20 protein-coding genes are annotated in these 25,707 nt (G+C 62.7%); 14 read left to right on the top strand and 6 right to left on the bottom strand.

The window, feature by feature from the left end; genetic code table 11:
- The first annotated feature begins 207 nt into the window (after nt 1-207).
- The 3 genes from GOB93_RS21885 to GOB93_RS00010 all read left to right on the top strand — a co-directional run bounded on the left by GOB93_RS21885 (nt 208) and on the right by GOB93_RS00010 (nt 3,218).
- Complete coding sequence (locus GOB93_RS21885) at nt 208-330, top strand: hypothetical protein (protein WP_277877186.1); 123 nt, start codon at nt 208-210, stop codon at nt 328-330.
- Nucleotides 331-641: 311 nt separating this feature from the next.
- A complete protein-coding gene (gene hpnH / locus GOB93_RS00005) occupies nt 642-1,841 on the top strand; it encodes an adenosyl-hopene transferase HpnH (protein WP_173581572.1) in 1,200 nt (399 codons plus the stop codon).
- A gap of 87 nt (nt 1,842-1,928) precedes the next feature.
- The gene (locus tag GOB93_RS00010) at nt 1,929-3,218 is read left to right on the top strand and encodes a hemolysin family protein (protein WP_173581573.1); all 1,290 of its coding nucleotides are present in this window, start codon (nt 1,929-1,931) and stop codon (nt 3,216-3,218) included.
- Nucleotides 3,219-3,289: 71 nt separating this feature from the next.
- Here the strand turns inward: GOB93_RS00010 and ccmB are convergent, their stop codons facing one another.
- Together ccmB and ccmA are read right to left on the bottom strand one after the other, a co-directional pair.
- Nucleotides 3,290-3,958: a heme exporter protein CcmB gene (ccmB, locus tag GOB93_RS00015; protein ID WP_173581724.1), complete on the bottom strand. Its 669-nt coding sequence runs from the start codon at nt 3,956-3,958 to the stop codon at nt 3,290-3,292.
- Between the two features lie 2 nt (nt 3,959-3,960).
- The gene (gene ccmA / locus GOB93_RS00020; RefSeq protein WP_456304259.1) at nt 3,961-4,626 is read right to left on the bottom strand and encodes a heme ABC exporter ATP-binding protein CcmA; all 666 of its coding nucleotides are present in this window, start codon (nt 4,624-4,626) and stop codon (nt 3,961-3,963) included.
- Nucleotides 4,627-4,849: 223 nt separating this feature from the next.
- On the opposite strand from ccmA, the gene acnA reads away from it, so the two are divergent.
- From acnA to GOB93_RS00040, 4 genes are all read left to right on the top strand, one after another.
- Complete coding sequence (gene acnA / locus GOB93_RS00025) at nt 4,850-7,549, top strand: aconitate hydratase AcnA (RefSeq protein WP_173581575.1); 2,700 nt, start codon at nt 4,850-4,852, stop codon at nt 7,547-7,549.
- A complete protein-coding gene (locus GOB93_RS00030) occupies nt 7,500-8,369 on the top strand; it encodes an amino acid ABC transporter ATP-binding protein (RefSeq protein ID WP_173581576.1) in 870 nt (289 codons plus the stop codon). Before acnA ends, GOB93_RS00030 begins: the two co-directional genes overlap by 50 nt.
- A gap of 62 nt (nt 8,370-8,431) precedes the next feature.
- Entirely contained in the window at nt 8,432-9,949 is a 1,518-nt protein-coding gene (locus tag GOB93_RS00035) for an ABC transporter substrate-binding protein/permease (protein ID WP_408742320.1), read from the top strand.
- Nucleotides 9,950-10,076: 127 nt separating this feature from the next.
- The gene (locus GOB93_RS00040) at nt 10,077-10,973 is read left to right on the top strand and encodes a LysR family transcriptional regulator (protein ID WP_173581577.1); all 897 of its coding nucleotides are present in this window, start codon (nt 10,077-10,079) and stop codon (nt 10,971-10,973) included.
- A gap of 338 nt (nt 10,974-11,311) precedes the next feature.
- Here the strand turns inward: GOB93_RS00040 and GOB93_RS00045 are convergent, their stop codons facing one another.
- Complete coding sequence (locus GOB93_RS00045; protein WP_173581578.1) at nt 11,312-12,574, bottom strand: adenosylmethionine--8-amino-7-oxononanoate transaminase; 1,263 nt, start codon at nt 12,572-12,574, stop codon at nt 11,312-11,314.
- A gap of 263 nt (nt 12,575-12,837) precedes the next feature.
- Between GOB93_RS00045 and GOB93_RS00050 the strand changes: the two genes are divergently transcribed.
- Genes GOB93_RS00050 through bioD form a run of 3 tightly spaced genes read left to right on the top strand, consistent with a single transcriptional unit; the run spans nt 12,838 to nt 16,215 of the window.
- The gene (locus GOB93_RS00050; RefSeq protein WP_173581726.1) at nt 12,838-14,073 is read left to right on the top strand and encodes an aminotransferase class I/II-fold pyridoxal phosphate-dependent enzyme; all 1,236 of its coding nucleotides are present in this window, start codon (nt 12,838-12,840) and stop codon (nt 14,071-14,073) included.
- Nucleotides 14,073-14,741, top strand: a complete 669-nt coding sequence (locus GOB93_RS00055) for an alpha/beta hydrolase family protein (protein ID WP_173581579.1) — start codon at nt 14,073-14,075, stop codon at nt 14,739-14,741. The genes GOB93_RS00050 and GOB93_RS00055 overlap by 1 nt, the downstream gene beginning before the upstream one ends.
- Complete coding sequence (bioD, locus tag GOB93_RS00060; RefSeq protein WP_173581580.1) at nt 14,728-16,215, top strand: dethiobiotin synthase; 1,488 nt, start codon at nt 14,728-14,730, stop codon at nt 16,213-16,215. Before GOB93_RS00055 ends, bioD begins: the two co-directional genes overlap by 14 nt.
- 170 nt (nt 16,216-16,385) lie before the next feature.
- Here bioD and GOB93_RS00065 read toward each other — a convergent pair whose 3' ends face one another.
- From GOB93_RS00065 to ubiA, 3 genes are all read right to left on the bottom strand, one after another.
- A complete protein-coding gene (locus tag GOB93_RS00065) occupies nt 16,386-17,645 on the bottom strand; it encodes a DEAD/DEAH box helicase (protein WP_173581581.1) in 1,260 nt (419 codons plus the stop codon).
- Nucleotides 17,646-17,943: 298 nt separating this feature from the next.
- On the bottom strand, nt 17,944-18,243 hold the full coding sequence (locus GOB93_RS00070; RefSeq protein ID WP_173581571.1) for a hypothetical protein: 300 nt from the start codon (nt 18,241-18,243) through the stop codon (nt 17,944-17,946).
- Between the two features lie 658 nt (nt 18,244-18,901).
- Nucleotides 18,902-19,828 (bottom strand): 4-hydroxybenzoate octaprenyltransferase, encoded by a 927-nt coding sequence (gene ubiA / locus GOB93_RS00075; protein WP_173581582.1) that lies wholly within the window; start codon nt 19,826-19,828, stop codon nt 18,902-18,904.
- 196 nt (nt 19,829-20,024) lie between these two features.
- Between ubiA and GOB93_RS00080 the strand changes: the two genes are divergently transcribed.
- The 4 genes from GOB93_RS00080 (at nt 20,025) to ispF (ending at nt 25,689) form a co-directional block, all read left to right on the top strand.
- Complete coding sequence (locus GOB93_RS00080) at nt 20,025-20,810, top strand: 16S rRNA (uracil(1498)-N(3))-methyltransferase (protein ID WP_173581583.1); 786 nt, start codon at nt 20,025-20,027, stop codon at nt 20,808-20,810.
- A 76-nt stretch (nt 20,811-20,886) separates the two neighbouring features.
- On the top strand, nt 20,887-22,290 hold the full coding sequence (locus GOB93_RS00085; protein ID WP_173581584.1) for a glutamate--cysteine ligase: 1,404 nt from the start codon (nt 20,887-20,889) through the stop codon (nt 22,288-22,290).
- A gap of 140 nt (nt 22,291-22,430) precedes the next feature.
- Nucleotides 22,431-24,284, top strand: coding sequence for a bifunctional 2',3'-cyclic-nucleotide 2'-phosphodiesterase/3'-nucleotidase (locus tag GOB93_RS00090; protein WP_173581585.1), 1,854 nt, complete (start codon nt 22,431-22,433; stop codon nt 24,282-24,284).
- 241 nt (nt 24,285-24,525) lie between these two features.
- Nucleotides 24,526-25,689, top strand: coding sequence for a 2-C-methyl-D-erythritol 2,4-cyclodiphosphate synthase (ispF, locus tag GOB93_RS00095; RefSeq protein WP_173581586.1), 1,164 nt, complete (start codon nt 24,526-24,528; stop codon nt 25,687-25,689).
- Nucleotides 25,690-25,707: the final 18 nt, after the last annotated feature.

A 25,707-nucleotide genomic window follows, 5' to 3' on the forward strand; every position in this document is an offset into this window, starting at 1 on the left:
CGTCTCAGCACGAAGCTCGTCCGCAACCTGCTTCAGCTGCTCCGTCGACAAATTCCGTAAATCAGACGGATACTCTACCCGGTCCAGTAACGGAAAACGGCCCCGGGAAGGAATGCTCTTCTGCGTCGCCCCGTCACCGGTTGATGAAGCTGCTGTGCCGTGAGTCATTGATGTCATATCCGTCTGGTTTTCGCCGGAGAGACGCGCATGACCGGATCATTGCGGATCATGACACGCCGGGATATGCGCGAGACCCGCTCAGCGTCCGGTTTTTCTTCTGTTCCGGAAGCGCTTGAGGGAGCCTTTTACGTATTCCATGCGGGCGAATGAAAAAACAGGTCCAAAACCGGCTGTTCTGTTGGTCGCGTTTCCTCTGTTCTGACAAGCATAGTTTTTCGATTGACTGGCCTGTGTGTTATTAATGCAACATATCTGCAATCAGGCCTTGAGTGTCCGGAGCGGGCTATCCTATAGCCGAGCCATTCAGAGATCGTGGTCATGTATATTCGCACGCGGGCCATGTGTTGCCCGCAGGCCTGGGCCACGAGACAATTTATATTCTTCATCCCGGACATGCTCATATATATGTCCGCAACATGACAGGCAGTCCGGTGATCCTGCCGGCTTAGGAGCAGAGCGTAATGGCGGTACCCTTGATGCAGGCCGTCCGGGTCGGCGCATATGTCGTCAGGCAGCATATTACCGGACGGAAACGTTATCCACTCGTGCTCATGCTCGAGCCACTTTTCCGCTGCAACCTTGCCTGCGCGGGCTGCGGTAAGATCGATTATCCGGCGGCCATCCTCAACCAGCGGATGACCCTGCAGGAATGTCTCGATGCGGATGCGGAGGCCGGAGCGCCGGTTATCGCAATCGCCGGCGGCGAACCGCTCCTGCATAAGGAGATGCCGCAGATCGCAAAGGCGCTGATCGAGCGGAAGAAATACGTCTATCTCTGCACGAACGCCCTTCTGCTCGAAAAGAAGATGGATGATTACGAGCCGAGCCCGTTCTTCTCATGGGACGTGCATCTCGACGGCGACCGGGAGATGCATGACGCATCCGTTTGTCAGGACGGCGTCTACGAGCGCGCTGTCGCCGCGATCAAAAAAGCAAAAGCCCGCGGATTCCGTATCTCCATCAACTGCACCCTGTTTGATGGCGCCGATCCGAAGCGCGTCGCATCGTTCTTCGACGAAGTGATGGCGATGGGCGTGGACGGAATCATGACCGCCCCCGGCTATGCCTACGAGCGCGCGCCCGATCAGGAGCATTTCCTGAACCGGCAGAAAACGAAACAGCTGTTCCGCGACATTTTCCGTCTGGGGAAAGGTCACAAATGGCGGTTCACGCAGTCACCGCTGTTCCTCAACTTCCTGGCCGGAAACGAGACGTACCACTGCACGCCGTGGGGCAAGCCGCTTCGTAACGTGTTTGGCTGGCAGCGTCCCTGTTACCTGCTGGGCGAAGGATACGCGAAGTCCTTCGACGAGCTGATGAGCGACACAAAATGGGACGATTACGGCACTGGCAACTACGAAAAATGCGCCGACTGCATGGTCCATTCGGGGTATGAATCGACAGCCGTGATGGATGCCGTGCGTCGTCCCTGGCATATCGCGAAGGTCGCCCTGTTCGGCCCCGAGACCGAGAAGCCCATGGCGCCTGAAATCTCGCTCGCGAACCAGCGCCCGGCCCAGTATATCTATGCCGAGCAGGTCGAAGAGCAGATGAAGGAAATCACGGCCCGCAAGAAACCTGCCAGGATGCCGCGTGTGACGACAGTGATTAACGCTGCCGCCGATAAAAACGCCGCCGTCCCGGCGGACGCCGCCGACTAAACGCCGCGTCCGGTCGTTCGGCGAGATCAGGCCGGAAGAGGGCGGAGCCAGCCGGTTCCGCCCCTTTTTTGTACATTTTCGGGTGTCATGACTCTCTCGATCCTCATCATCCTGCTCCTCGTCGTCCTCAATGGCATTTTCGCGATGGGCGAACTGGCTCTGATCTCCGTGAAACGGCCCCGACTCGTTATTCTGCACGGACGGGGCGTGCGCGGCGCGGACAGGGCGCTGAAGCTCGCTGACGATCCGCAGAGCTTCCTCCCGACCGTTCAGGTCGGCATGACCCTCGTCTCGATCCTTGAGGGCACGTTTGGCGGCATCAAAATCGAGGCCGCGCTGACCCCCTGGCTGGAAAGCTTTCCGGCACTGCGGCCATTCGCGGCCGACATCTCGATGATTGTCGTGGTGGTGGCGATCACGTCCCTCATGCTCGTCCTCGGAGAGCTGGTGCCCAAACAACTGGCCCTCCAGCATCCGGAACGGATCGCCGCGCGGCTGGCCCTGCCGCTCGATCTGCTGGCAACCGTCGTGCGCCCGGTCGTCTGGCTCCTCCGGCAGTCCTCGGATCTGGTGCTGCGGCTCATGCGCGTGGCGCCGGCGGACAAGCAGACGCTCACGGAAGAGGAACTGCGGGCCGTCCTGGCCGAAGGCGCGCAGTCAGGCGTGCTCGAACACGAAGAGCGGACAATGATTGAGCGCCTCCTGCGGCTCGCCGACCGCCCGGTCCGCGCGATCATGACCCCTCGTAACGAGATCAGCTGGATCGAACGTCACGCCGGACGGGACGTGCTGGTTTCGACACTGCGTTCGACGACCTATTCACGGCTCGTGGTCTGTGAAGGCGGCGTGGATAACCCCGTCGGTGTCATTCTCGCCCGCGACATGCTGGACCGGCTGCTGGACGGAATGCCGGTCTCGATCGAAGCCGGGCTGCGACAGCCGGTCGTGGTGCCGGACACCATCTCGGCGCTCGATATGCTTGAGCGGATGCGCTCCATCCCCCTCGGCGTCGCCCTCGTGGTCGATGAATACGGGTCGTTCGAAGGCATCGTCACGGCCTCGGACCTCTTCGGAGCGATTGTCGGCGAGGTCAGCGAGCATGGCCAGCACACCGTTCTGGAGGCGAGAGCCGGCGACGTGGTGATCCTCGAAGGCGCCGAACCGGCCGATGAGGTGAAGGATCGTCTTAGCCTCGGCGAACTGCCGGGAGAAGGGGATTATCACACGCTCGGCGGCCTGATCCTCGCATTGCTGCGCCGCGTCCCGACCGTAGGCGACAAGGTGGTCTTTTCCGGATGGCTGTTCGAAGTGCTGGAAATGGAAGGCCGGCGGGTCATGCGCGTCCGCGCAAGCCGCCAGGCGCTTGCTGAGAATTAGCGCCCGCTTCGCCTCAGCCCCGGAAAATCCGGATGCCGCCGCTGTCCATGCGCAGCGGACCGCCTGAAAACCTACTCCGCCGCAGCCCGTAATCCGGCGCCCCCGGCCAGCGGGCACAGAGGCAGCGCCCCGGCCATGAAAGCCATGAGCAGTTCCAGATCAGGCGCGAAAGGAAGGCCGGTCCGCGCTGAATCGACCGCCGCAGCGCCAAAGATCAGCGCCGGTGTGACAAGCGGCAATACGAGGAGGGGAAGAAGCACCCCGCCCCGCCGGGCGCCCAGAACGACAGACGCGGCCATGCCCCCGACGAGGGACAGCACAATCGTTCCGGGAACGAGACCCGCCATAAGCACCGGAAGAGCCGCTGGTGGCAGCCCCAGCATAATGGCCATGGGAACGGCGGCGACCAGCAGAGGCACCCCTGTGGTCAGCCAGTGCGCCGCCATTTTCGCAAGGGCCACGAGAGACGGGGGCAGGCCAAGCAGCAGAAGCTGATCCAGGGAGCCATCCTCCAGTTCCGAACCGAACAGACGGTCCAGCGGCAGCAGAGCGGCCAGAAGGGCGCAGACCCAGATCACGCCCGGCGCCATGTGGCGAAGCAGCTCCGGCGAAGGACCCAGAGCCAGCGGAAACAACGCGCCGGCCAGAACAAAAAACAGCACCGAACCAAGGGTGTCAGCACCGTGCCGGAGCGCCAGACGCAGTTCCCGCGCCACAATCGCGATAAACAGGCCGCCCATACTCATGCCGGTTCGTGCCACCGCGCATCGTCCACAACCGGAGCGCCCGGCAAAGCGAGGTGACGCGTGTCGGGCAACGGCAGCGGAACATGAGTCGTGGCGACAATCATGCCCCCCTCCGACCGGTGTCGTGCCAGCGCGGTTCCGAGTCGATCCACGGACCGCGCATCCAGACCAAGACTCGGCTCATCCAGCAGCCAGAGCGGCGCGCGGGCCAGGACGACGCGGGTCAGCGCCGCCCGCCGTTTCTGTCCGGCTGAGAACAGACGGACAGGGACATCGGCCAGATGTACGAGGTCGAACACGTCCAGTGCTTCATCCAGCGACTTACCCCGGGAGAAAAGCGCCAGGTTCTCGACGAGCGTCAGACCAGGCTTGAGAGCGTCCTGATGTCCCAGATAGGCGATATGCGCGGCATGCATGGTCCGGTCCGTGAGAATGTCGGTGTCCTGCCAGAGCAGGCGACCGGAATCCGGATGACGCAACCCCGCGAGAACACGCAGCAGAGTGGATTTCCCCGCGCCGTTCGGACCGGTGAGCAGCAGGGCCTCACCGGCGTCCAGGGTGAGGCTGACATTGTCCAGTACGAGTCGTTCACCACGGAAGACGGAGATATCTTCCGCGCGCAGGAGCGGCATATGATCAGGCGCGGCCGAAATTGGAGTGATCCCTTAATTGTGACCGGAAACAGCCCTGTCCGGGCCTGTGCTCGCGTTCTCGTGGTCGCCGGTACGCTTGTGCCCGGACCCTTCGCCGGTATGTTCTAGCGCCGATCAGAGATCAAGCCGGCGAGCGGGGTAATTCCCGGGCAAAGGCGTTCATCGCAGATCGTGATGTGACGCTGCCGGTATCGACATGCCAGCGTGATGCTGTTGTCGCGGAGGAAGTTACATGAAAGCGGTTGGGCACGATTCGCTGAAAACCGGGCGTGAGCTCAAGGTTGACGGTAAGACCTACCATTATTTCTCAATTCCTGAGGCGGAGAAGACCATCGGCGACGTGAGCCGTCTGCCGGTCAGCCTCAAGGTGCTGCTTGAAAACATTCTGCGTTTCGAGGACGGACGGTCCTACACGCAGGATGATGCGAGAAAGATCGCAGCATGGCTGCCAAAAGGCAGCAGCACGAAGGAAGTTCCCTTCAAGCCTTCCCGCATTCTGATGCAGGACTTCACCGGCGTTCCCGGTGTCGTCGACCTCGCCGCGATGCGTGACGGAATTGTCGAGCTGAAGGGCAATCCTGACAAGGTGAACCCGCTGGTGCCGGTCAACCTCGTGATCGATCACTCGGTCATGGTGGACGTCTACGGCACGAAGGACGCGCTCCAGGAAAACATCACGATCGAATTCGACCGCAACGGCGAACGGTATGCGTTCCTGCGCTGGGGTCAGGAAGCGTTCAAGAACTTCTCCGTGGTCCCGCCCGACACAGGCATCTGCCACCAGGTGAACCTCGAGCACATCGCTCAGGTAGCCTGGACCGCAGAAGTCGGTGGTAAGGAATACGTCTACCCGGATACGCTGTTCGGCACGGACTCCCACACGACCATGGTCAATGGCCTGGGCGTGCTCGGATGGGGCGTCGGCGGCATCGAGGCCGAAGCCGCCATGCTGGGTCAGCCAATCGCGATGCTGATCCCGGACGTCATCGGCTTCCGCCTCACGGGCAAGCTGCCGGAAGGCGCAACGGCAACCGATCTCGTGCTCACCGTCACGCAGATGCTGCGTAAAAAGGGCGTGGTCGGCAAGTTCGTCGAGTTCTTCGGCCCTGCTCTCGATCACCTGCCGGTCGCCGACCGTGCGACGATCGCGAACATGGCTCCGGAATACGGCGCCACCTGCGGCTTCTTCCCGGTCGATAAACTGACACTCGATTACCTGCACGAGACGGGCCGCGACGCGCACCGCCTGAAGCTGGTCGAGGAATACTACAAAGCCCAGGGGATGTTCCGTACATCCGAAACGGCTGAGCCGGTCTTCACCTCCACCCTGGAACTCGATCTCTCTACGGTCGTGCCGTCCATCTCGGGTCCGAAGCGTCCGCAGGATCGCGTCGTTCTGACAGACGCCACATCGGCTTTCGAAAAGGAGCTGGTCTCCGGTCTGGGCGTCCCCGCCAACGACATCGACAAGAAAGCGAAAGTCGCCGGTACGAATTACGAGATCGGCCACGGCGACGTGGTGATCGCGGCCATCACGTCCTGCACCAACACCTCCAATCCGGCCGTTCTGATCGCCGCCGGCCTGGTGGCGCGTAAGGCCCGTGCTCTCGGCCTGAAGCCGAAACCCTGGGTGAAGACGTCGCTGGCGCCGGGATCGCAGGTGGTCACCGATTATCTGAACCGCGCCAACCTGACCGAAGACCTCGACGCCCTCGGCTTCAACACCGTCGGCTATGGCTGCACGACCTGCATCGGTAACTCAGGCCCGCTGGCCGATAACATCGTCGATGCGATCGAAGGCAACAACAAGCTCGTCGCGGTGTCGGTCCTCTCCGGCAACCGTAACTTCGAGGGACGTATCTCCCCGAACGTGCGCGCCAACTATCTCGCCAGCCCGCCGCTCGTTGTCGCCTATTCGCTGCTCGGCACAATGCGTAAGGACATCACGAAGGAGCCGCTCGGCACGTCGAAGGACGGCAAGCCGGTCTACCTGAAGGATATCTGGCCGACGAACAAGGAAATCGCCGCGCTGATCGGATCGTCGATCAACCGCGAAGAGTTCATCAAGCGCTACAAGGACGTGTCCAAGGGCACGAAGGAGTGGCAGGACCTCAAGGTCGCCACAGGTTCCGAGACCTACAAGTGGGATCCGAAATCCACCTACGTGCAGGACCCGCCGTACTTCAAGCACATGTCGGCCGAGCCCGCGGCAGGTGGCGGCGATATCAACGGCGCGCGTGTTCTCGCCCTGCTCGGCGACAACATCACGACCGATCACATCTCACCCGCCGGTTCGATCAAGAAAGACTCACCGGCCGGCAAGTATCTGATCGAACATGGCGTGCAGCCGAAGGACTTCAACTCCTACGGTTCGCGTCGCGGTAACGACCGCATCATGGTGCGTGGCACATTTGCCAACATCCGCATCAAGAATGAAATGCTTCCGGGCACAGAGGGCGGGCTTTCCAAGCACTTCCCCGATGGCAAGGAAGGCTTCATCTACGATGTGGCCATGGAGTACAAGAAAGAGCACGTGCCTCTGGTCGTCTTCGGCGGCAAGGAATACGGCATGGGCTCGTCGCGTGACTGGGCCGCCAAAGGCACCCTGCTGCTCGGCATCAAGGCCGTGATCGCAGAGAGCTTCGAGCGTATCCATCGTTCCAACCTGGTCGGCATGGGTGTTCTGCCCCTGCTCTTCAAGGAAGGCACGACACGCAAGACGCTTGGTCTGAAAGGCGATGAAGTCATCGACATCAAGGGGCTTGAGAAGATCACACCCCGGATGGACGTGACGATGGTCATTCACCGCGCCGACGGAAAAACGGAAGAAGTGCCGCTGCTCTGCCGTATCGATACTCTGGACGAGGTCGAATATTACCGGCATGGTGGCATCCTTCATTACGTTCTGCGCGGGATGCTCAAGGCTGCCTGAGACACACTCGTCTTACGACGACCATGAAATTGCCGACCCGGTGGAAACCGGGTCGGCTTTTTGCGTTGAGACGGTTCTGCGCGCGGAATCGCTCTGTAAATCCTTCGATTCCCATAAGGTGCTCCGCAACGTCTCGCTGACGGTCGAGCGCGGAGAGCTCGTCTCCATCATCGGACCTTCGGGCTGCGGAAAATCGACGTTTCTCCGCTGCCTGAATTTTCTCGAAATCCCCGACAGCGGCGTCGTCACCATCGCCGATGACAGCATTCGCCGCAGCAGCGGCCCGTGGCGCGCGTCTGACGAGGCGCTGGCGCATCAGCTGCGGGCGCATGTCGGAATGGTGTTCCAGTCTTTCAATCTGTTCCCGCATCGAACGGTGCTGGACAACGTCATGCTCGCGCCACGGGTCGTGAAGCACGTCGCGCCTTCGGTGATCGAAGCCGAAGCCCGGGACCTGCTCGCCAAAGTCGGCCTTGAAGCAGCGGCGCTGCGCTACCCCGCCACGCTGTCCGGCGGCCAGCAGCAGCGTGCGGCCATCGCCCGCGCCCTCGCGATGCGCCCGGACGTCATGCTGTATGACGAGCCGACCTCCGCCCTCGATCCCCGCGTCGCCGAGGAAGTGCTCGAAGTCATGCGCGCCCTCGACCGGGAAGGAATGACCCAGATCGTGGTCACGCATGACATCCGCTTCGCACGCGCGGCATCCGACCGGATCGTGTTCATGGAAAGCGGCGAAATCATCGAAACCGGTGATCCCGATGAGATGTGCCTGAATCCACGGGACCCCCGTACCCGCGAATTCCTCGGAGCCTCTCTGTGAAAAAAGCAGTGTGGGGTGCGTTGCTGCTCGCAGTGCTCACCAGCCTGACCGCCGTCCCGGCAATAAGAGCAGAAGACGCACGGGCAGAAGACGCGCAGGCCGGAAATATACAGGGGGGAAACACACACGCAGGAAGCGCGCTGCGATGGGCGGCGGACGGCTCGGCGAATGTGCCGTTCACCTTTCATGATCCGGCCGAAGAAAGCCGCATGGTCGGATTCGAATACGACATCATGCAGGAAATCGGACGGCGGCTGGGGAGAGAAACGCAGTTCACCCAGAATGACTGGGACGGGCTGATTCCCGGACTTCAGCGCGGCTTCTACGACATGGTCGCCGACGGCATCGAAATGACGCCCGAACATGTCGAGGCGCTCGATTTCAGCCGGCCCTATTATGTGACATCGGAACGGATCGTCGTCCGCCGGGATCAGGCCGGGCTGGATTCTTTCGAGCGTCTCGGCGGCCATACCATCGGAACAATCAAGGATACGCTCGCCGAACGGATGCTGCGAAGCCGCGCCGACATCACTCTCCGTTCCTACGACGAAGAATCCAACGCTTTCGCCGATCTGCGGAACAGCCGGCTGGACGCCGTCCTGCTCGACGGGCCGATCGCCCTGTATTACGGCGAGGCCGATCCGGACTTCCGGATCGCCGGCCCGCCGGTCGGCCATCTCGCCTACGGAATCGCATTCCGAAAAGGCGCCAACCAGGACCTGCGGCATCAGGTGGATGCCGCCCTTCAGGCCATGGTGGCGGACGGCTCGCTGCACCGGATTCTGGCGCGATGGAATCTCTGGACACCGGAGATGGCGGAATGGACCGGCGATCATTCGGAGCCCAATATCGTTCCGACCGAATGGGAACATTATCTGGCCTCCACCGCCCCCACGAGCGGCTGGACGGCGAGATTTTACAGATATGTCAGCTTCCTGCCGCTGATCGGACGCGGGGCGCTCCTCACCCTGGTCGTTTCCGGCTGCGCCATGGTTCTCGCGGTCGGGATCGGGCTGGGCCTGGCTCTGGCCCGCCGGTACGGGCCATCCTGGCTTGCAGCACTGTCCACGCTGTATGTCGAGATCGTCCGGGGCACACCCCTGCTGATCCAGATCCTGTTCATTTTCTACGGACTTCCCAGCATCGGAATCCGTCTCTCGCCTTTCGTGGCCGGAGTGATCGGGCTCGGCCTGAACTACGCCGCCTATGAAGCGGAGAATTACCGCGCGGGGCTTCAGTCGGTGGCGCGCGGGCAGATGGAAGCCGCGACGGCCCTGAACATGACGCATTTTCAGGCGCTGCGTTATGTCGTCGTGCCCCAGGCATTCCGCGTCGTGGTGCCGGTCATGACCAACGACTTCATCTCGCTGCTCAAGGACTCCTCGCTGGTCAGCATCATTACCCTGACGGAACTCAGCCAGACCTATGTGCGGCTGTCCTCGACGTATTTCGATTATTTCGGACCGGGACTGATGGTCGGCGCGGCCTATCTGCTGCTGGGCCTGCCATTCGTGAGGCTGGCGCGGCTGGCGGAGCGAAGACTCTCCGTCAGCGAACGCCGGGGCGGGGGACGTCACTGATCCGGCTTCCATTCCAATCTGAATGAAGCCAATGCGTTTTCGGTATGGCGGCCTCCATTTCCGCCATATTGTGTATAAATAAACAGTTGGTCATCATCGCGTCACATTCCTTTCATGGCGGCGTCTGATGGACCTCCTTTCTGCCCTGCACAGCTTTGTCCGCGTCGCGGCGACAGGCTCTTTTTCCGCAGTCTCCCGCGAAACAGGGGCGAGTCAGCCAACAATCTCGCGGCATATCGCGCTGCTTGAGGCCCATTACGGAACGACGCTGTTCGCGCGGACCACGCGCAGCCTCATGATGACGGAAGACGGACGCAGTCTTCTTCCGCATGCCTATGAAGTGCTGGAAATCCTCGAAACCGCCGAAACGGTCCTTGGCCGGCGCCGTGCCTCCGTGTCCGGCCTCGTTCGCCTGGGCGTAACAACGGCTTTCGGGCTCTATCTGACATCGCGGATCAATGATCTGCTGAAACGTCATCCGGATCTCTCCGTCGAACTGATCATGCGGGACGGCTTCGGCGACCTGGTCGAGGAAGGCCTCGATCTGGCCATCCGCGTCGGGGAAATCGCGGAAGGATCGCTGATCGCGCGCAAGCTCGGCTCAGTGCACCGGTCTCTTGTCATGTCCGCAAAGAATTTCACCCCGAACGGATCACTCGAGCACCCGCGCGACCTCGCCGATCAGGCCTGTGTGGTCTACACCTATGGTGGCGGTCGTCAGGACTGGCATTTTTATGGCGACGGCGAAGAAAGCGTCGTCGCCCCCGCAACGGTCTTTCGCGCCAACAGCAGCGAGGCCGCGCTGTATGCCGTCCAGGCCGGAGTCGGCATTGGACTCCTGCCGGAATTTCAGGTCCGCGACCTGATCGCATCCGGCGAACTGGTCCGCCTGTTCCCACAGTGGCACGTATCGCCCATGCCGCTTTACGCAGTTCATACGGGACCAAGAACGCTGCCCCTGCGGACACGGACCGTTCTGGATTTCCTCGTCGAAATCTCGTCCGGAATCCTCAGGGCCGAGTAGAAGAAAGTCCCTGCCACTCCGGAGACTGCTTTAAAAGCCGTCCTGTAAAACCGCTTTTAAATTATAAAAGTTTTTGGTGAAGCTTTTTTCAAAAAGCTTCAAAGAGACAAAACCTTTCACAAAAACCGATGATGCTGTGTTTTTGCGTTCCGCCTCTTTCTAAAAAAGCGGTGTCTTCTGAAGCTTTTTGAAAAAAGCTTCACCAAAAACTTCTGTATAACTAACCGGAGGTTCACAGGCAGCCTTTTGAAACAGTCCTTCAGACCGCACCACAAAAACCAGCTTCCCCGCAAAACCAGACAGTGCACCGGACAATGTCCCGGCCGCGTAACCCGGTTTTACGAACCGGAAAGCACACGCCGGATCGCACCGGTCAGGCGGGACAGCTCATCGGCAGTGATCGTAAACGCCGGCGTGAGATAGACGATATTGCGGAACGGCCTGATCCACACACCCTCCTCCGTAAACCGGGCTCTCAGGGCTTCAGGACTGGCGATACGATCCAGCTCGACAACACCCGTCGCGCCCATCACCCGGACATCGCGGACCCCCGGCAGCGTCCGGCATGGCTCAAGCTGGTCACGAAGCGCTGCTTCGACAGCCGCGACCTGCTCCAGACGAGGCTCGGTTGCAAACAGATCGAGGGAAGCGTTCGCGCAGGCGCAGGCAAACGGATTGGCCATGAAGGTCGGCCCGTGCATCAGCGCATGCTCCGGATCGTCGGAGAGAAACGCCTCGTAAATATGGCGCCGCGCGACGGTCGCCGCGAGCGCGACCGTGCCACCGGTCAGAGCCTTTGACAGCGTGATGATATCCGGAACTATCCCGGCCTGATCGCAGGCGAACATCGTCCCCGTCCGCCCGAAGCCGGTAAATATTTCATCCAGAATCAGCAGGACACCATATTTGTCCGCAAGCCGGCGCAGAGTGCGCAGCACCCCGGGGCTGTGAAAGATCATGCCGCCAGCCCCCTGAATGAGAGGCTCCACGATAATGGCGGTGATCGTCGCGGCATGTTCCGCGAGAAAGGCCTCGAACGCGGCGGTGGACGCCTCGTCCACCGGCAGACCGACGACATATTGCGATGGCATCACGCCGGCAAAAAGGTGATGCATCCCTTCTTCCGGGTCACAGACCGCCATGGTCGCAAGAGTGTCGCCATGATAGCCGCCCCGGAAGGAAAGCAGCTTCACGCGGCCGGCCTCTCCGCGATTGATCCGGTACTGAACCGCCATTTTGATGGCGACCTCAACAGCGACGGAACCGGAATCCGTATAGAAAACATGGTCCAGATCGCCCGGCAGAAGCGCCGCCAGCCGCGAGGCCAGCTTCAGCGCGGGCTCATGCACCATCCCGCCGAACATGACATGCGGCATACGCATCAGCTGTTCAGCCGCGCAGGCGCGAATATGCGGATGATTATAGCCGTGACACGCCGTCCACCAGGCCGCCACCCCGTCCGTCAGAACCCGCCCGTCTTCCAGTTCGATCAGACTGCCACGGGTGGACCGTGCCGCGAGAGGAGCCGGAGCGGTCTTCATCTGACTGTAAGGCAGCCAGACATGCGGAAGACCCGTGATATACCAGTCTGGTGTGGACAAGGAGAGTTCCGTTTTCTGCAAATGGGCCGGCCGCCGACCTATACAGCGTTCATCCGCACTGCTGAAGCGGAGAACAGATGCCCGGACAGGCAGGCGAAACACGATACCCGCCTCCCTCCGGCAGCAGCCCGTTCAGCAGCAGCCCGTCCGGCAGCGATCCGATCCGGGCCGCCAGCCCCGTTCCGGAACCGGTCCCGGCTCCGAGGGCCAACCGTCCGGCCACGATTGACCGGCACGCCCGCCTCCGGCACCACAGCGACATCATGACACGGTTCGATCCTCTTTTTCAGCAGGCCCTCGCGGAGCTCGACGCCGGAAGCAGACGGCGGCGCCTGAAAACACTCACCCCCGTGGGACCGGTCACACTGGCCCGGCCCGACGGCAGCCGTCTGACCGATTTTTCGTCAAACGATTACCTCGGACTCGCCCGGCACCCGGCGCTGGCAGAGCGATCCGCCGAATGGACGGCCCGTTTCGGCACCGGCTCCGGCGCATCGCGGCTGGTAACGGGAAACATGCCTCTGCACGAACAGGTCGAGGCAAAAATCGCCGCTCTGAAAGGCTGCGAGGCCGCGCTTCTTTTCGCCAGCGGCTGGCAGGCCAACGCCTCCCTCGTGCCGGCTCTGGCGCGCCTTTCCATCGAACAGACCGGAACGGCGCCCCTCGTCTTCACGGACCGGCTGAATCACGCCAGTCTCCATCAGGGCTGCGCCGCAGCCGGCGTAAGACAGATCCGCTTCCGGCATAACGACCCCGCTCATCTCGAATCCCTGCTTCTGAGCCGCGCGAAGGAGCCGGGACTGCGGATCATCCTGACCGAAAGCGTCTTCAGCATGGACGGCGACCGTGCCGACGTCGCCGCCCTGGCGCGCGTGGCGGATCGCTTCGACGCCTTCCTCTGTCTCGACGAGGCGCACGCAACAGGCGTTCTTGGCCCCGGCGGCGCGGGACTGGCGGGAGAGGGAGCAGCCCGAACAGAACCGGCAAATGACGCATCCCCCGGCGGGAAGCAGAATGCCGTGCCCCTCGTCATGGGGACATTCAGCAAGGCGCTGGGCGGAATGGGCGCTTATATTGCCGGCTCGGCGGCGCTGTGCGACTGGCTGCTCAACACAGCGTCGGGATTCGTCTTTTCGACAGCCCTGCCTCCCTCCGTCCTCGGCGCCGCCGACGCAGCACTCGACCTGCTGCCCCACCTGGACACGGAACGGACGCGCGTCGCACGGCACGGAGCCGTCCTCCGCGCGCGCCTTGCCGAAGCCGGCCTGAGCACCGGAGACTCCTCGACGCAGATCGTGCCGGTCATGATCGGCGACGCGGCGGAAGCCATGCAGGCCGCCGCGGCGCTGGAAGCCGAAGGCTTTCTCGCGGTCGCAATCAGGCCCCCGACAGTGCCCCGTGGACAGAGCCGCCTGCGGGTGACCCTGTCCGCCGCGCATGACGAGGAGATGGTCGAACGTCTCGCAGAAGCCATTATCCGGCATTGCGGGCACGGCTGATGAAGATCGTCCTCGTTCATGGATGGGGTTTCGACAGGCATTTCTGGGAAAAGACGGCCCGCAGCCTCGGAAGCGGCGTCATCGTTCCGGATCTCGGCTTCTTCGGCCCTCCCGACCTCACCATTCCGACCGGCGAACCTCTGACCCTCGTGGGCCATTCCCTCGGCCTGCTGCGCCTGCTCTCAATGCCGGACGATCTCCTGCCCGAAGGCAGCCTGTTTCTCGGCATCAACGGCTTCACGTGCTTCGCCCGCGCCCCTGATTTTCCCTCAGGAATCGCTCCGCGCGTGCTGGATCGCATGATGACAGCCCTGCAACGTGACCCGGACACAGCGGTCCGGCAGTTTCATGCGAGCTGCGGCCTGATCGACCCACGCCCTTCAGCAGAAGAACAGGGACTGCCCACAGGCACGCCGGTACGGGAGCGGCTGCGAGACGGTCTGACGATGCTGAGAAACGGTGACGCCCGCTCATCCCGTCGGCGAATCAGCGCGGTGCTCGCCGGCAGGGATGACCCGGTCGTCACTCCCGCGATGACGGAAGCCTGTTTCCCCCCGGACCTCGTGTGCTGGTCGGAAACCGGAGGGCATCTTCTGCCACTGACACACCCCGATCTTTGTGCCCGGTTTATCCGGACTGTCATGGAGCAGCATAATGACGCGGCCTGATCGCGGCAGGAACGCACGTCACCGCATCGGCGCCCGTTTCGACGCCGCGGATGACTACGACACCGCAGCCTCGGTCCAGCGGCTGACGGCGCGTCGTCTCATGACACGGATCAGATCCGCTTTCGGAGAGCATGCGCCGGCCCGGATTCTGGAATTCGGCTGCGGCACAGGCGCCCTGACCGCTCTCCTGTGCGAGACATGGCCCGAAGCCGACATCACAGCGACGGATATCGCCCCCGGAATGCTGGCGAGAGCGCAGGCCCGCTGTGGTAAGGGCGTGACGTTCGTTCGCATGGATATGGCCGAGCCTGAGAAGGCGACGGCAGTTCAGGGACCGTTCGATCTCATCTGCGGCAATCTCGCCCTGCAATGGGCGGAAAGCAGAGAAAAGGTTCTGTCGGCCCTCGCCGGCCTGCTGGCTCCGTCTGGCGTTCTCGCGGTCTCCACCCTGGCCTCGGAAAGTTTCACGGAGTGGAAAGTCGCCCACGAGGCCGAAAATGTCAGTGCCGGCATCCGCCTGTATCCGACGCTTCAGACGCTTGCCGAAAGCTGGCCGGAGAGATCCTCCTGCCTGGCCGGACGCTGGTTGTCCGAAACACTCATCGAGCAGCCGGAGAGCGGCCTCGCGTTTCTGCGGGGACTGCGCCGCATCGGCGCGACAGAGCCACTTCCCGGCAGCCGGCCTCTGACACCCGGCGTCATGCGGCGCGTCCTCCGGCGCTTCGATAAGAACGGCGCCTCGATAACATGGGAAATCGCTTACGGCCTGTTCCGGACGCCCCCAGGGCCCGGAGTGTTCGTGACAGGAACGGATACCGGTGTCGGCAAAACGATCGTCTCGGCATGTCTGGTCCGGGCCTGGCAGGCGTCCTACTGGAAACCGCTTCAGACCGGCCTCGCCGACGAGGACGGCGATACACCGGAGATTGAACGCCTGACCGGAGCGGCGCCGGAACGGATTTTCCCCCCGGCGGATACATTTCTGGCACCACTCTCCCCCGAAGCGGCCGCAAGAGCGGAGGGCCGGCACGTCGATCTCTCCCGTCTCGTCCTGCCGGAAGCGAACGGGACCCGGCCCCTGGTGGTCGAAGGCGCCGGCGGCCTGCTGGTCCCCGTAACATCACCAGTCGCCACGACCGGCCAGCCCGGAATGATGACGCCGGAAGTAATGATGCCGGGGCTTATGATGATCGACATCATCGGCAGATGCGGCCTGCCGGTAGTGCTCGTCGCCCGAAGCGGTCTCGGCACCCTGAACCATACGCTGCTGAGCCTGGCCGCTTTGCGGGAGCGCGGCCTGGCGGTGCTGGGTGTCGTGCTGAACGGACCGCTCAACCCCGACAACCGCAGAGCGATTGAAGAACACGGCAGAGTAAGGGTGCTTGCCGAACTGCCGCACATGCCCCGTATGACGCCAGAGGCGATCGACCGCCTGGCGCGGCTTCTGCCGGACTGGAAGACCCTGACTCCATGAAAACCTTACCCTGAACCCGGCCCGGATACCCCATCCCTCATGTCATCGGCACGCCGCCCGGTAACGCGGCAGCCAGGTAGCCAGTGTGTCTGCTTCCACACCCGGAACACGGAAGCCTCCATAGTCCGGTCCTGCATCCCCGGCCGACGAAATACGTCTGCCAGACGCCCTCAGCGCCGCGTTTTTCGCCGGACCGGCCGCGACGCCGCAGAAGCCGGCGACAATTCCGGGACAGGCATGACCGTCAGCCGGAGTCCGAGTTCGCTCTCGATCCTGCGCATCGTCTTGCGTTCGGCAGCAGCACACAGGGTCGCCGCCCAGCCCTGCCGCCCGGCACGACCCGTACGACCGATCCGATGCAGATAGGTTTCGGGCAGAGACGGCGGCGCCATATTGATCACCTGACCGACCTGTTCGATATCGAGACCTCTCGCGGCAATATCCGTCGCCACAAGGATCATGGCCTTCCCGCTTTCGAAATCCTGAACCGCCGCGTTACGGGTCGGCTGGGTAAGCCGACCATGCAGCACGACAGCGCTGAGCTTTCGTCTGCGCAGATAATGCGTGAGCGTATCCGCCTCGTCCCGGGTGGCGACAAAGACGATGGCGCTCCGGTTCCGGTGACGGGTCAGCAGCGCTTCGGCGGCTGCCGGTTTCGCATCCGGTTCGACGAAGAGAATCGCCTGCCGCACGGAAGGCCGGGTATGTCCCGCCGGCTCGATCTGCAGCGGCTTATGCAGGAAATCCTGCGCCACGACCGCGCTGCCGGCCGAAAGAGTCGCGGAAGCCAGAACGGTCTGGCGCTGTGGCGGCAGGAGCGCGCGGATATCCTGCATTTCCTCCCGGAATTCATTCGTCATCAGGCGGTCACCCTCATCAAGAACAAGGTGACGGCAAGAGGTGAGATCAAGCTGTTCCGTCCGCAACAGGTCGAGAAGACGCCCGGGTGTCGCAATGATAATGCGGCATCCCGCAGGCGGCAGACCGGCATCCGGAGCCGGTTTGACAGCACCGGGCCGGCCGCCACGCCGGGGGGCGGGCGCGACTTCATGGGCGCCCCCATAGACCGCAAACGGGATCAGCGCCGGATCGGGCGCGAGCGCTCTGCCCATTTCAGCAACCTGCCGGGCCAGCTCCCGTGTCGGTACGATCACAAGCGCCGTCGATGTCTTCCCGCGGCTCATCATCTCCATGAGGGGAAGCAGATAACTGGCCGTTTTGCCGGTTCCCGTAGGCGCGAGGATACGGGCGTCGCGCGTGGTGAGCAGCCCGGCAATCGCGGCCTGCTGAACAGGTGTCGGATGCACGAGCCCCGCTGCCGCCGCGCGGGAGATAAGGTCAGGACTCAGCCCGAGACCTGTAAAACTGGTCTGGTCCGGATCGTCTCCGCCGGTTCGGGGAGAAGGGGATGGGGGCGTTCCGGACGACATCGGCGTTTCCTGAGGGCAGCGGACAAAATAACATGCAGGCCGGTCCGGCCGTGATGCGCGTCCGACGCATATGCCAAAATGCAGACGCGGGCGCCACGCTTTGTGACGCCCGCGCCATTCGTCGGGCCCGGTGCGTCCGGTTCCGCACGATGTTCACCATTCCGGTCTGTTCAGTGTGACGTCCCGCATAAAGTGGCGGGCTGCCCGGATCAGACTGTGTCCTGCATCCGGCTCATTCAGGCGGCTGATATCCGCCACCCGACGGGCCGGAACTTCGGGAGTTGCCTGACCGGTCCGGTCAGGCAGCTTTCGTCTGATAAAGCACCGGCTCCATGCGCAGCCTGGACTGATGCCGCGTCTCGATAGCGCGCCAGCTGATCGGATGCCCGACAGCAAGCGGCTCGAAACCGGCCTGTTCCCGCGCAGTGCTGCATGCCCGGAAATGAGAATTGTACTGCATTTTCTGTGACCTGCGATGGATAAAACTCCGACTTACTCCAAGTACTTTGGCGGCATTACGAAGCGTCATCTTCTTTTTGTTGAGAAGAAAGACAAGTTTTTCATCCAGTTCGGAAGACCAGGTCAGGGCGCGAGGCATAAATACTCTCTCTTGTTTGCCGTGAATGGGTGAACGTCGCCATTATTCCGATACCCGTTGAAAAGCGAAGCTGAGAATTAACGTTTCTTTAACGCGCTGGCAGGTGTTGCTATAATTTTGAGTACAAAAATATTTTTTGTATTTGTTGTTGTTAAATGTTCATAGGAATATTAATTTTTATAATTAGACAATTATTATGAAATAATAACAGTTATTTATTGGTATAACGTCTTATAAATAATGCATGAAGAATAAAAATAATATGGAAACAGAGTCTTTCGAAACATGTTTAAAAACTTCAGATGGCTCTATCGTATTGAAAAAACAGGCTTAATTTTTAGTTTCATTCCGGGGCTCAGAATTTCCCCCGACAATCCCATGCATTGTGAAAATTCTGACGATAATATGCAGGAATATTAAGGGTTTCCTGCCGGGAATTACTTTCAGGTATTAACATTCAGTATATATGTACGAAGCAATACAGTTTCGCGCAGATCAAGAACATGACTGTCCGCAGTCTCCGGCCGCACCAGCACCGGCCACGTCAGTCAGCAGACCCGCTCCTGTTGCGCTCCCGCCGGTGAGCACAGAACAAACGAACAGTTCTTCGTCGCAACAGACGGCACTCCCGGAAAATGCCCTGCGGCAGAGACAGAGATCAGGTCAGCAGACCCGCAAAGCACGCAATCGCAATGCCCAGCCCAATGTTCCGGTTTGCCCGGAACTGAGCCAGACAAAGGGACGGACTGGCCGGATTGACGGACACCGCCTGCCTGAGAAGCAGTGCGACGCACAGCAGCGAGACGGGATAGAACCAGATACCGGTATGGGCCATCGCTCCCGCCGCGAGCAGGGCGACCCCGGCCGCCCCGTAACAGGCGCCGACAAAAGCGCGCGCCCGGCCGGCCATAAGGCGGGATGTGGATTTCACGCCGATGCGGGCGTCATCCTCCATATCCTGAAAGCCATAAATTGTATCGAAGCCAAGCTGCCAGAGAATGGTGGCAAGATAGAGCATCGCCTGAGCCGCATCGCAGCGGCCGGTCGCCGCCGCATAACCCATCGGGGCGCCAAACCCGAACGTGAAGCCCATGATCAGCTGCGGCCACCAGGTAAAACGCTTGGCGAGCGGATAGAGGCCAACCAGCAGCAGCGATGAGGCGCCGAGAATCCGGGAAAGCGGATTGAGCTGAATGAGGATCAGCAGACCGGCCAGCAGCAGCATGACAAGAAAAACCGCCGCATGACGCATCCGCAGAGCGCCCGACGCCAGAGGCCTGCCCGCCGTCCGGGAGACCTGCCTGTCGATGTCGCGGTCCCACATATCGTTCACGACACATCCCGCCGACCGCATCACGACGCTGCCGATCCCGAACAGCACCAGAAGACGGATTCGCTCATCGGGCTGAATGCCGCCGCCCGCGTCCGGAAGCAGAATCCCCCATGCCCCCGGAAGAAAGAGCAGCCAGGTGCCGATCGGCCGGTCCAGACGGGCCAGAAGCGCATACGGACGGACCGAAGGCGGGAGGCGGCCGATCCATCCGGTGATGCGAATGTCGGTATGCGGGGTTGCGGGGCTCGGCACCGTAGCTCTCTCCGGTCGTCAGAAACGTTAATGATACGGATCGGCTCGCAATCCGCTTCGGGAGACTTGACCGAAGACCGAATCCTGTCGAAATCGCGCCGATTGATGCGGACCTGTCCGGTCGCGGTCAATGGCCGTCCTGTTTTAACCGGTCTGCCCTAACCTGAACCAACGCCGCCAGACCAGGAACGCCGCCATGCCGACCCCGCTGCACACTCTGCCCCGTCTGTTTATGGCTCCGGACCAGGCGGCACAGAGCGTCGGACCGGAAACGACCTGCCCCATGTCGCCCGAACAGGCACGTTATCTCGGAACCGTCATGCGACGGAGCGAGGGCGACGAGGTACGTCTGTTTAACGCACGCGACGGAGAATGGCTGGCCCGAATCGCCGGCCTCCGGCGTGACCGCGGCACGTTCATCCTGCAGACAAGGCTGCGCACACCGGAGCAGGAGGCAGGCCCGGTCCTGGCGTTCGCGCTGCTCAAGAGAGACGCAACGGATCTCGTCATCCGAATGGGAACGGAACTGGGCGTCAGCCGGTTCATCCCTCTCATTACGGAACGCACGGTCGGACAGCGGGTGAACGGAGCGCGTCTCGATTCGATTGCCACCGAAGCCGCCGAACAGTGCGAACGGCTGAGCGTCCCCGTCGTCGCGGAACCCGCCCGGTTCATGGATTTCCTCGGCGCCTGGAACCCCGAAAATACGCTTTTCACAGCCGTGGAACGGCTCGGCGAACGGGAATTTTCCGAACAGCCGGATAAAAAACCGGACGAAAAACAAATCGGAACGTTCGCCGGAGCACGTCCCGGCGACGGGATCCTGACCGGCCCCGAAGGGGGTTTCAGTACCGCGGAACTTGACGCGGCGCTTGCCCGCCCCTTTGTTACGCCAATAACACTGGGCAACAGGGTTCTGCGTGCCGAGACAGCTGTCGCGGCTGCGCTCGCCCTGTTCGATGCCCGGATTCGAAACGCCTGAGGCGGCGACTGGTCGGAGCGGGATGGTCCCGTCACCGCACAGGGACCAGCCGCCCTTACTGGAAGCCTGTGCGCTGATGTCTAATCCCGCTGATCAGGACGGCCGGCCCGTCACGTCCACGAAAGAGCTCGTTGATGTGCTGGCGTCGGGCTGTAAGCCCCGGGACGCCTGGCGGATCGGCACGGAGCACGAAAAATTCGGTTTTGTCCGCCCCGAAGCGGCAACCGCCACCCGCGCCGCGTTCTCCGCACCGCCCTATGCTCCGGAAGGCATCGAGGCCCTGCTCAGAGCCACGGAAGCGCAGGGCGACTGGTCGCCCATTACAGATAATGGAGCGATCATCGGCCTGAAAGGGCAGGGCGCGCACCGGGGCGGCGCCATTTCGCTGGAGCCGGCAGGGCAGTTCGAGCTTTCCGGCGCCCCCCTGACCAGCCTGCACGAGACCGCTGAAGAGTTCGCCCGGCATTTCTCCGACCTGCGCGGCCCGGCCCGCGCGCTGGGACTGGGTTTCGCCCCGCTCGGCTTCCATCCGCTGGCGACCCGGGCGGAACTGCCATGGATGCCGAAAAGCCGCTACGCGATCATGCGGAACTACATGCCGAAAGTCGGCTCTTTCGGTCTCGATATGATGCAGCGGACCTGCACCGTGCAGGTCAATCTCGATTTCTCGTCCGAAAGCGACATGGCGCGGAAGATGAAGGTCTCTCTGGCCCTGCAGCCCGTCGCCACGGCGCTGTTCGCCAATTCGCCCTTCTATGAGGGCAGACCGAACGGCTGGCTCTCCAACCGCGCGCGCGTATGGACGGACACCGATAACGCGCGGTCCGGAATGCCCGAAATCTGCTTCAGGGATGATTTCGGATTCAGCGCCTATGTCGAATGGGCGCTCGACGTCCCGATGTATTTTATCGTCCGCGACGGAAAGATGATCGACGTCGCAGGCCGGTCATTCCGCGCCTGGCTGGCCGGCGACCGTCAGGACGGCCTCGACGGCTACACCCCGACCATCGGCGATTTCGAGGACCATCTGACAACGGTGTTCCCGGATGTCCGCCTGAAGACGTTCCTCGAAATGCGGGGCGCGGACGCCGGATCGCCGGATATGATGCTGGCCCAGTCGGCGCTCTGGACCGGACTCCTGTACGATGACGCCGCCCTCACCGCCGCAGAAGCCCTGGTCCGGGAACACGACCCCGAAAGCTACCGGACCCTGCGCGGCGACGTCCCGGCCCGCGGTCTCGCCACCCCGTTCGGAACAGGAACCGTAAGGGACGTGGCGGCCCGCATGATCGCCATCGCGGCCGACGGCCTGCGGGCGCGCAATCTGCGTGACGGAGACGGGCGTGACGAAACCATTTATCTCGCCCCGCTGTTTGCGATCGCGGCCGGCGGCCCGACACAGGCCGAACACTGGCTCGCCCGGTACGAAGGACCCTGGGCCGGCGATACGTCCCGCATTCTGGGCGAAGCCGAGGTCTGAACGATGCGGCGCCGCATCGTCGCTGACTGCCCGCGAGGGATAACGCCGCCCCTGTTCAGGTCACGCCGGTCTCGCGGAATGTCTCGCAACGCCCCGGTCGTCCCGCATGACGGGCCGGATTGCAGGAGAGCAGCAGCACGGTGACATCCCCCCTCGTCAGGCTGCGACTGCTGGAGACGTCGGACCTCCACATGTTTCTCTGCGCCTGGGATTATTACCGCGCCCGTGAGGACAGCACGGCCGGACTCACCCGCGTCGCGAGCCTGATCCGCGCGGCACGGGCGGAAGCCTCCAACAGTCTGCTTTTTGATAATGGCGACATCATCCAGGGCAACCCGCTGGGTGATTACATGGCTCTGCCCGGTCACCTGCAGAACGCAGGCGGTCACCCGATGTTCCGGGCCATGAGCCGGCTCGGCTACGACGCGGCGACATTCGGCAATCACGAATTCAACTACGGCCTGGCGTTCCTGGAAGACGCGCTGCGAAGCGCCGATTTCCCCTTCGTCTGCGCCAATGCGGAGTATCCCGACGGCACACCCCTCGTGCCCCGCAGCGTCGTGCTCGAACGGGAGGTCACCGACGAAGCCGGTCAGCCTCATTCCCTCAAGATCGGCGTAACAGGGTTCCTGCCGCCCCAGATCATGATCTGGGACGCAATGCACCTGACCGGATCTGTCCAGGCAACCGACATCGTCGAGGCCGCCCGCCGCGTCGTGCCGGCCCTGTGCGCCCGCTGCGACGTGCTTGTGGCCCTCTGTCATTCCGGCATCTCAGCGACACCGCGCCAGGGCGGAGATGAGAACGCCGCTCTGTACCTCGCCGAAGTACCCGGCATCGACGTGGTGTTCACAGGCCATACCCACCGGGTGTTCCCCGGCCCGGATTACGACGGGCTGCCCGGCGTGGACGCAGAAGCAGGCACGCTCGCCGGAAAGCCCGCCGTCATGCCCGGATTCCGGGGCAGCCATCTGGGCCTGATCGATCTCGATCTCCGGCGTAAAAAAGGCGGCGGCTGGATCATCGAAAAATCCCGCTGCGAGGTGCGGCCGATCTGCCGGCGTGAATCGGGCGCCGTCGTTCCGCTCACACAGAACGACGCCCCGACCGACGCGACAGCGCTCCCGGCCCACACGGCAACAATGGCATGGATGGCGCAGCCGGTCGGCATGACCAGCGTGCCCCTGAATACCTATTTCACGTTTCTTCAGCCCGACCCGTGCGTCGCGCTCGTGAACGCCGCGCAGCTCTGGTATGCGCGCCCTCTTCTCGCCCGTTCGGACGCCGCGTCCCTGCCGCTGCTCTCGGCGGCGGCAGCGTTCAGCACAGGCGGAATGTCGCCGGACGCCTTTGTCGATATATCTCCGGGCCCGCTGACAATGCGCGACCTCGCCAATATCTACACCTTCGCCAACACCGTGAGCGTCGTCCGCTGCACCGGAGCCGAAGTCAGAGAATGGCTGGAGCGGTCCGCGATCATCTTCAGTCAGATCGTGCCCGGACAGACCCCGGCCCGGCCGTTAATCGCACCGGACCTGCCAGGCTATAATTTCGACATCATCGCCGGCCTGACCTACGCGATCGACGTGACACAGCCGCCGCGCTACGCCCCCGACGGCAGCCTTCTGAACCCCGATGCCGGCAGGATCGCCGATCTGCAGTTCAACGGCCGTCCCGTCGATCCGGAACAGTCTTTCGCTATTGTCACAAACAACTACCGCGCCGGAGGCGGCGGCCATTTCCCCGGCACAGGCACGGGGCACATCATCCTGACCGCCCCCGACGGAAACCGCGATGCGCTGATTCGCTACGTAACCGAACACCGGACCGTCGCCCCGTCGCTCACACCGGTCTGGCGTTTCGTAAGCCCGCCTGTGCCCACAACCGTTTCCGTCGAAATTCCGGCCGCGGCGGCCCGCCTCGTCCGCAGCGACGTCCTGCAACGGGACGGGGAGGGCAGCGACGGGCGACTTCGCTACGTTTTCAGCCTGTGAGCGACAACAACTGAGCCCCCGCCACTGAGCACCGGCCAGTAAGTGACAGCCAGCGGGTGATACCCGGCGGCTGCCCGCCAGCGAGTAACGGCCCGCCCCGTCCTCTCCTCACAATCCATACAGTTCCAGGCGGAACGCCATCCCTGAAATCCCCGCCACCGGGATCAGCGCTCTCCGCCAGCCCCGGCAAGGCCCCCGGACGCTTGACGCAGACGGCTTCCGCCCGCATTGCTTCCGCATCATGCGTGTCGCCGCCATTCTTCTCGCCGCCGGGCTGGGCAGCCGTTATGCCGCCGCCACCGGTCATACGATCGCCAAGCAGTTTGTGACGCTTGCCGGCCGTCCCGTCATCCGTCACGCCGCGGAGGCTCTGCTGCCTCACGTCGCGCTGCTGCAGCCGGTCGGTGACCCGGACCTCCTGGCAGAAGCCCTGCACGGTCTGACCTTCCTCCCGCCCGTCGCCGGCGGTGCCGAGCGCCAGGACAGCGTCCGGGCCGGACTCGAAGCGCTGGATGCTCTTCCCGAAGATCAGAAACCGGATCTCGTCCTCGTCCATGACGGCGCACGTCCGTACGTCACCGCCGCCCTGATCGAAGGCGTGATCGCCGCCCTCGCGGACCACCCCGGCGCCATCCCCGCCGTGCCCGTGGCCGATACCCTCAAGCGCGGCGAAAACGGCGTGATTGCAGGCACCGTCTCGCGGGAACATCTGTTCAGAGCCCAGACCCCGCAGGGATTCCGCTTCCCCCTGCTGCGCGACCTGCACCGCTCCGCGGCGGCGCAGAGCGGCGTCACCGCCACGGACGACGCCCTTCTGCTCGAAAGCTCAGGGTTCAGCGTGGCGCTGGTGCCAGGCTCCGAAGACAACATCAAGCTGACTTATGAGGAGGATCTGGTGCGTCTGGAACGCCTGATCGGCCCGGCCCTGCTGCCGCGCACCGGCTTCGGGTATGATGTTCATGCCTTTGCTGAAAACCGTCCGCTGATCATCTGCGGCATCACCATTCCCCACACGCGGGGACTCGCGGGACATTCCGATGCGGATGTCGGCATCCACGCCCTGTGCGACGCAATCTATGGCGCCCTGGCCGAAGGCGATATCGGACGTCATTTCCCGCCGAGCCAGAACGAGTGGAAAGACGCCGACAGCGCCCGCTTCCTCGTCCATGCCGGCGAACTGGTGCGCAGCAAAGGCGGTATGCTCGTCAACGCGGATGTCACGCTTATCTGTGAACGCCCGAAAATCGGCCCCCACGCCCAGGCCATGCGGGAGAGAATGGCCTCCCTGCTGCAGGTCGATGTCGGCCGGATCTCCGTGAAGGCGACCACATCGGAACGCCTGGGCTTTACCGGCCGGGAAGAAGGGATCGCCTGCGCGGCAACCGCGACAGTCCTCGTCCCCTGAAACCTGCTCTCTGAAACC

The sequence above is a fragment of the Acetobacter musti genome (assembly GCF_011516835.1).
Lineage (GTDB): Bacteria > Pseudomonadota > Alphaproteobacteria > Acetobacterales > Acetobacteraceae > Acetobacter > Acetobacter musti.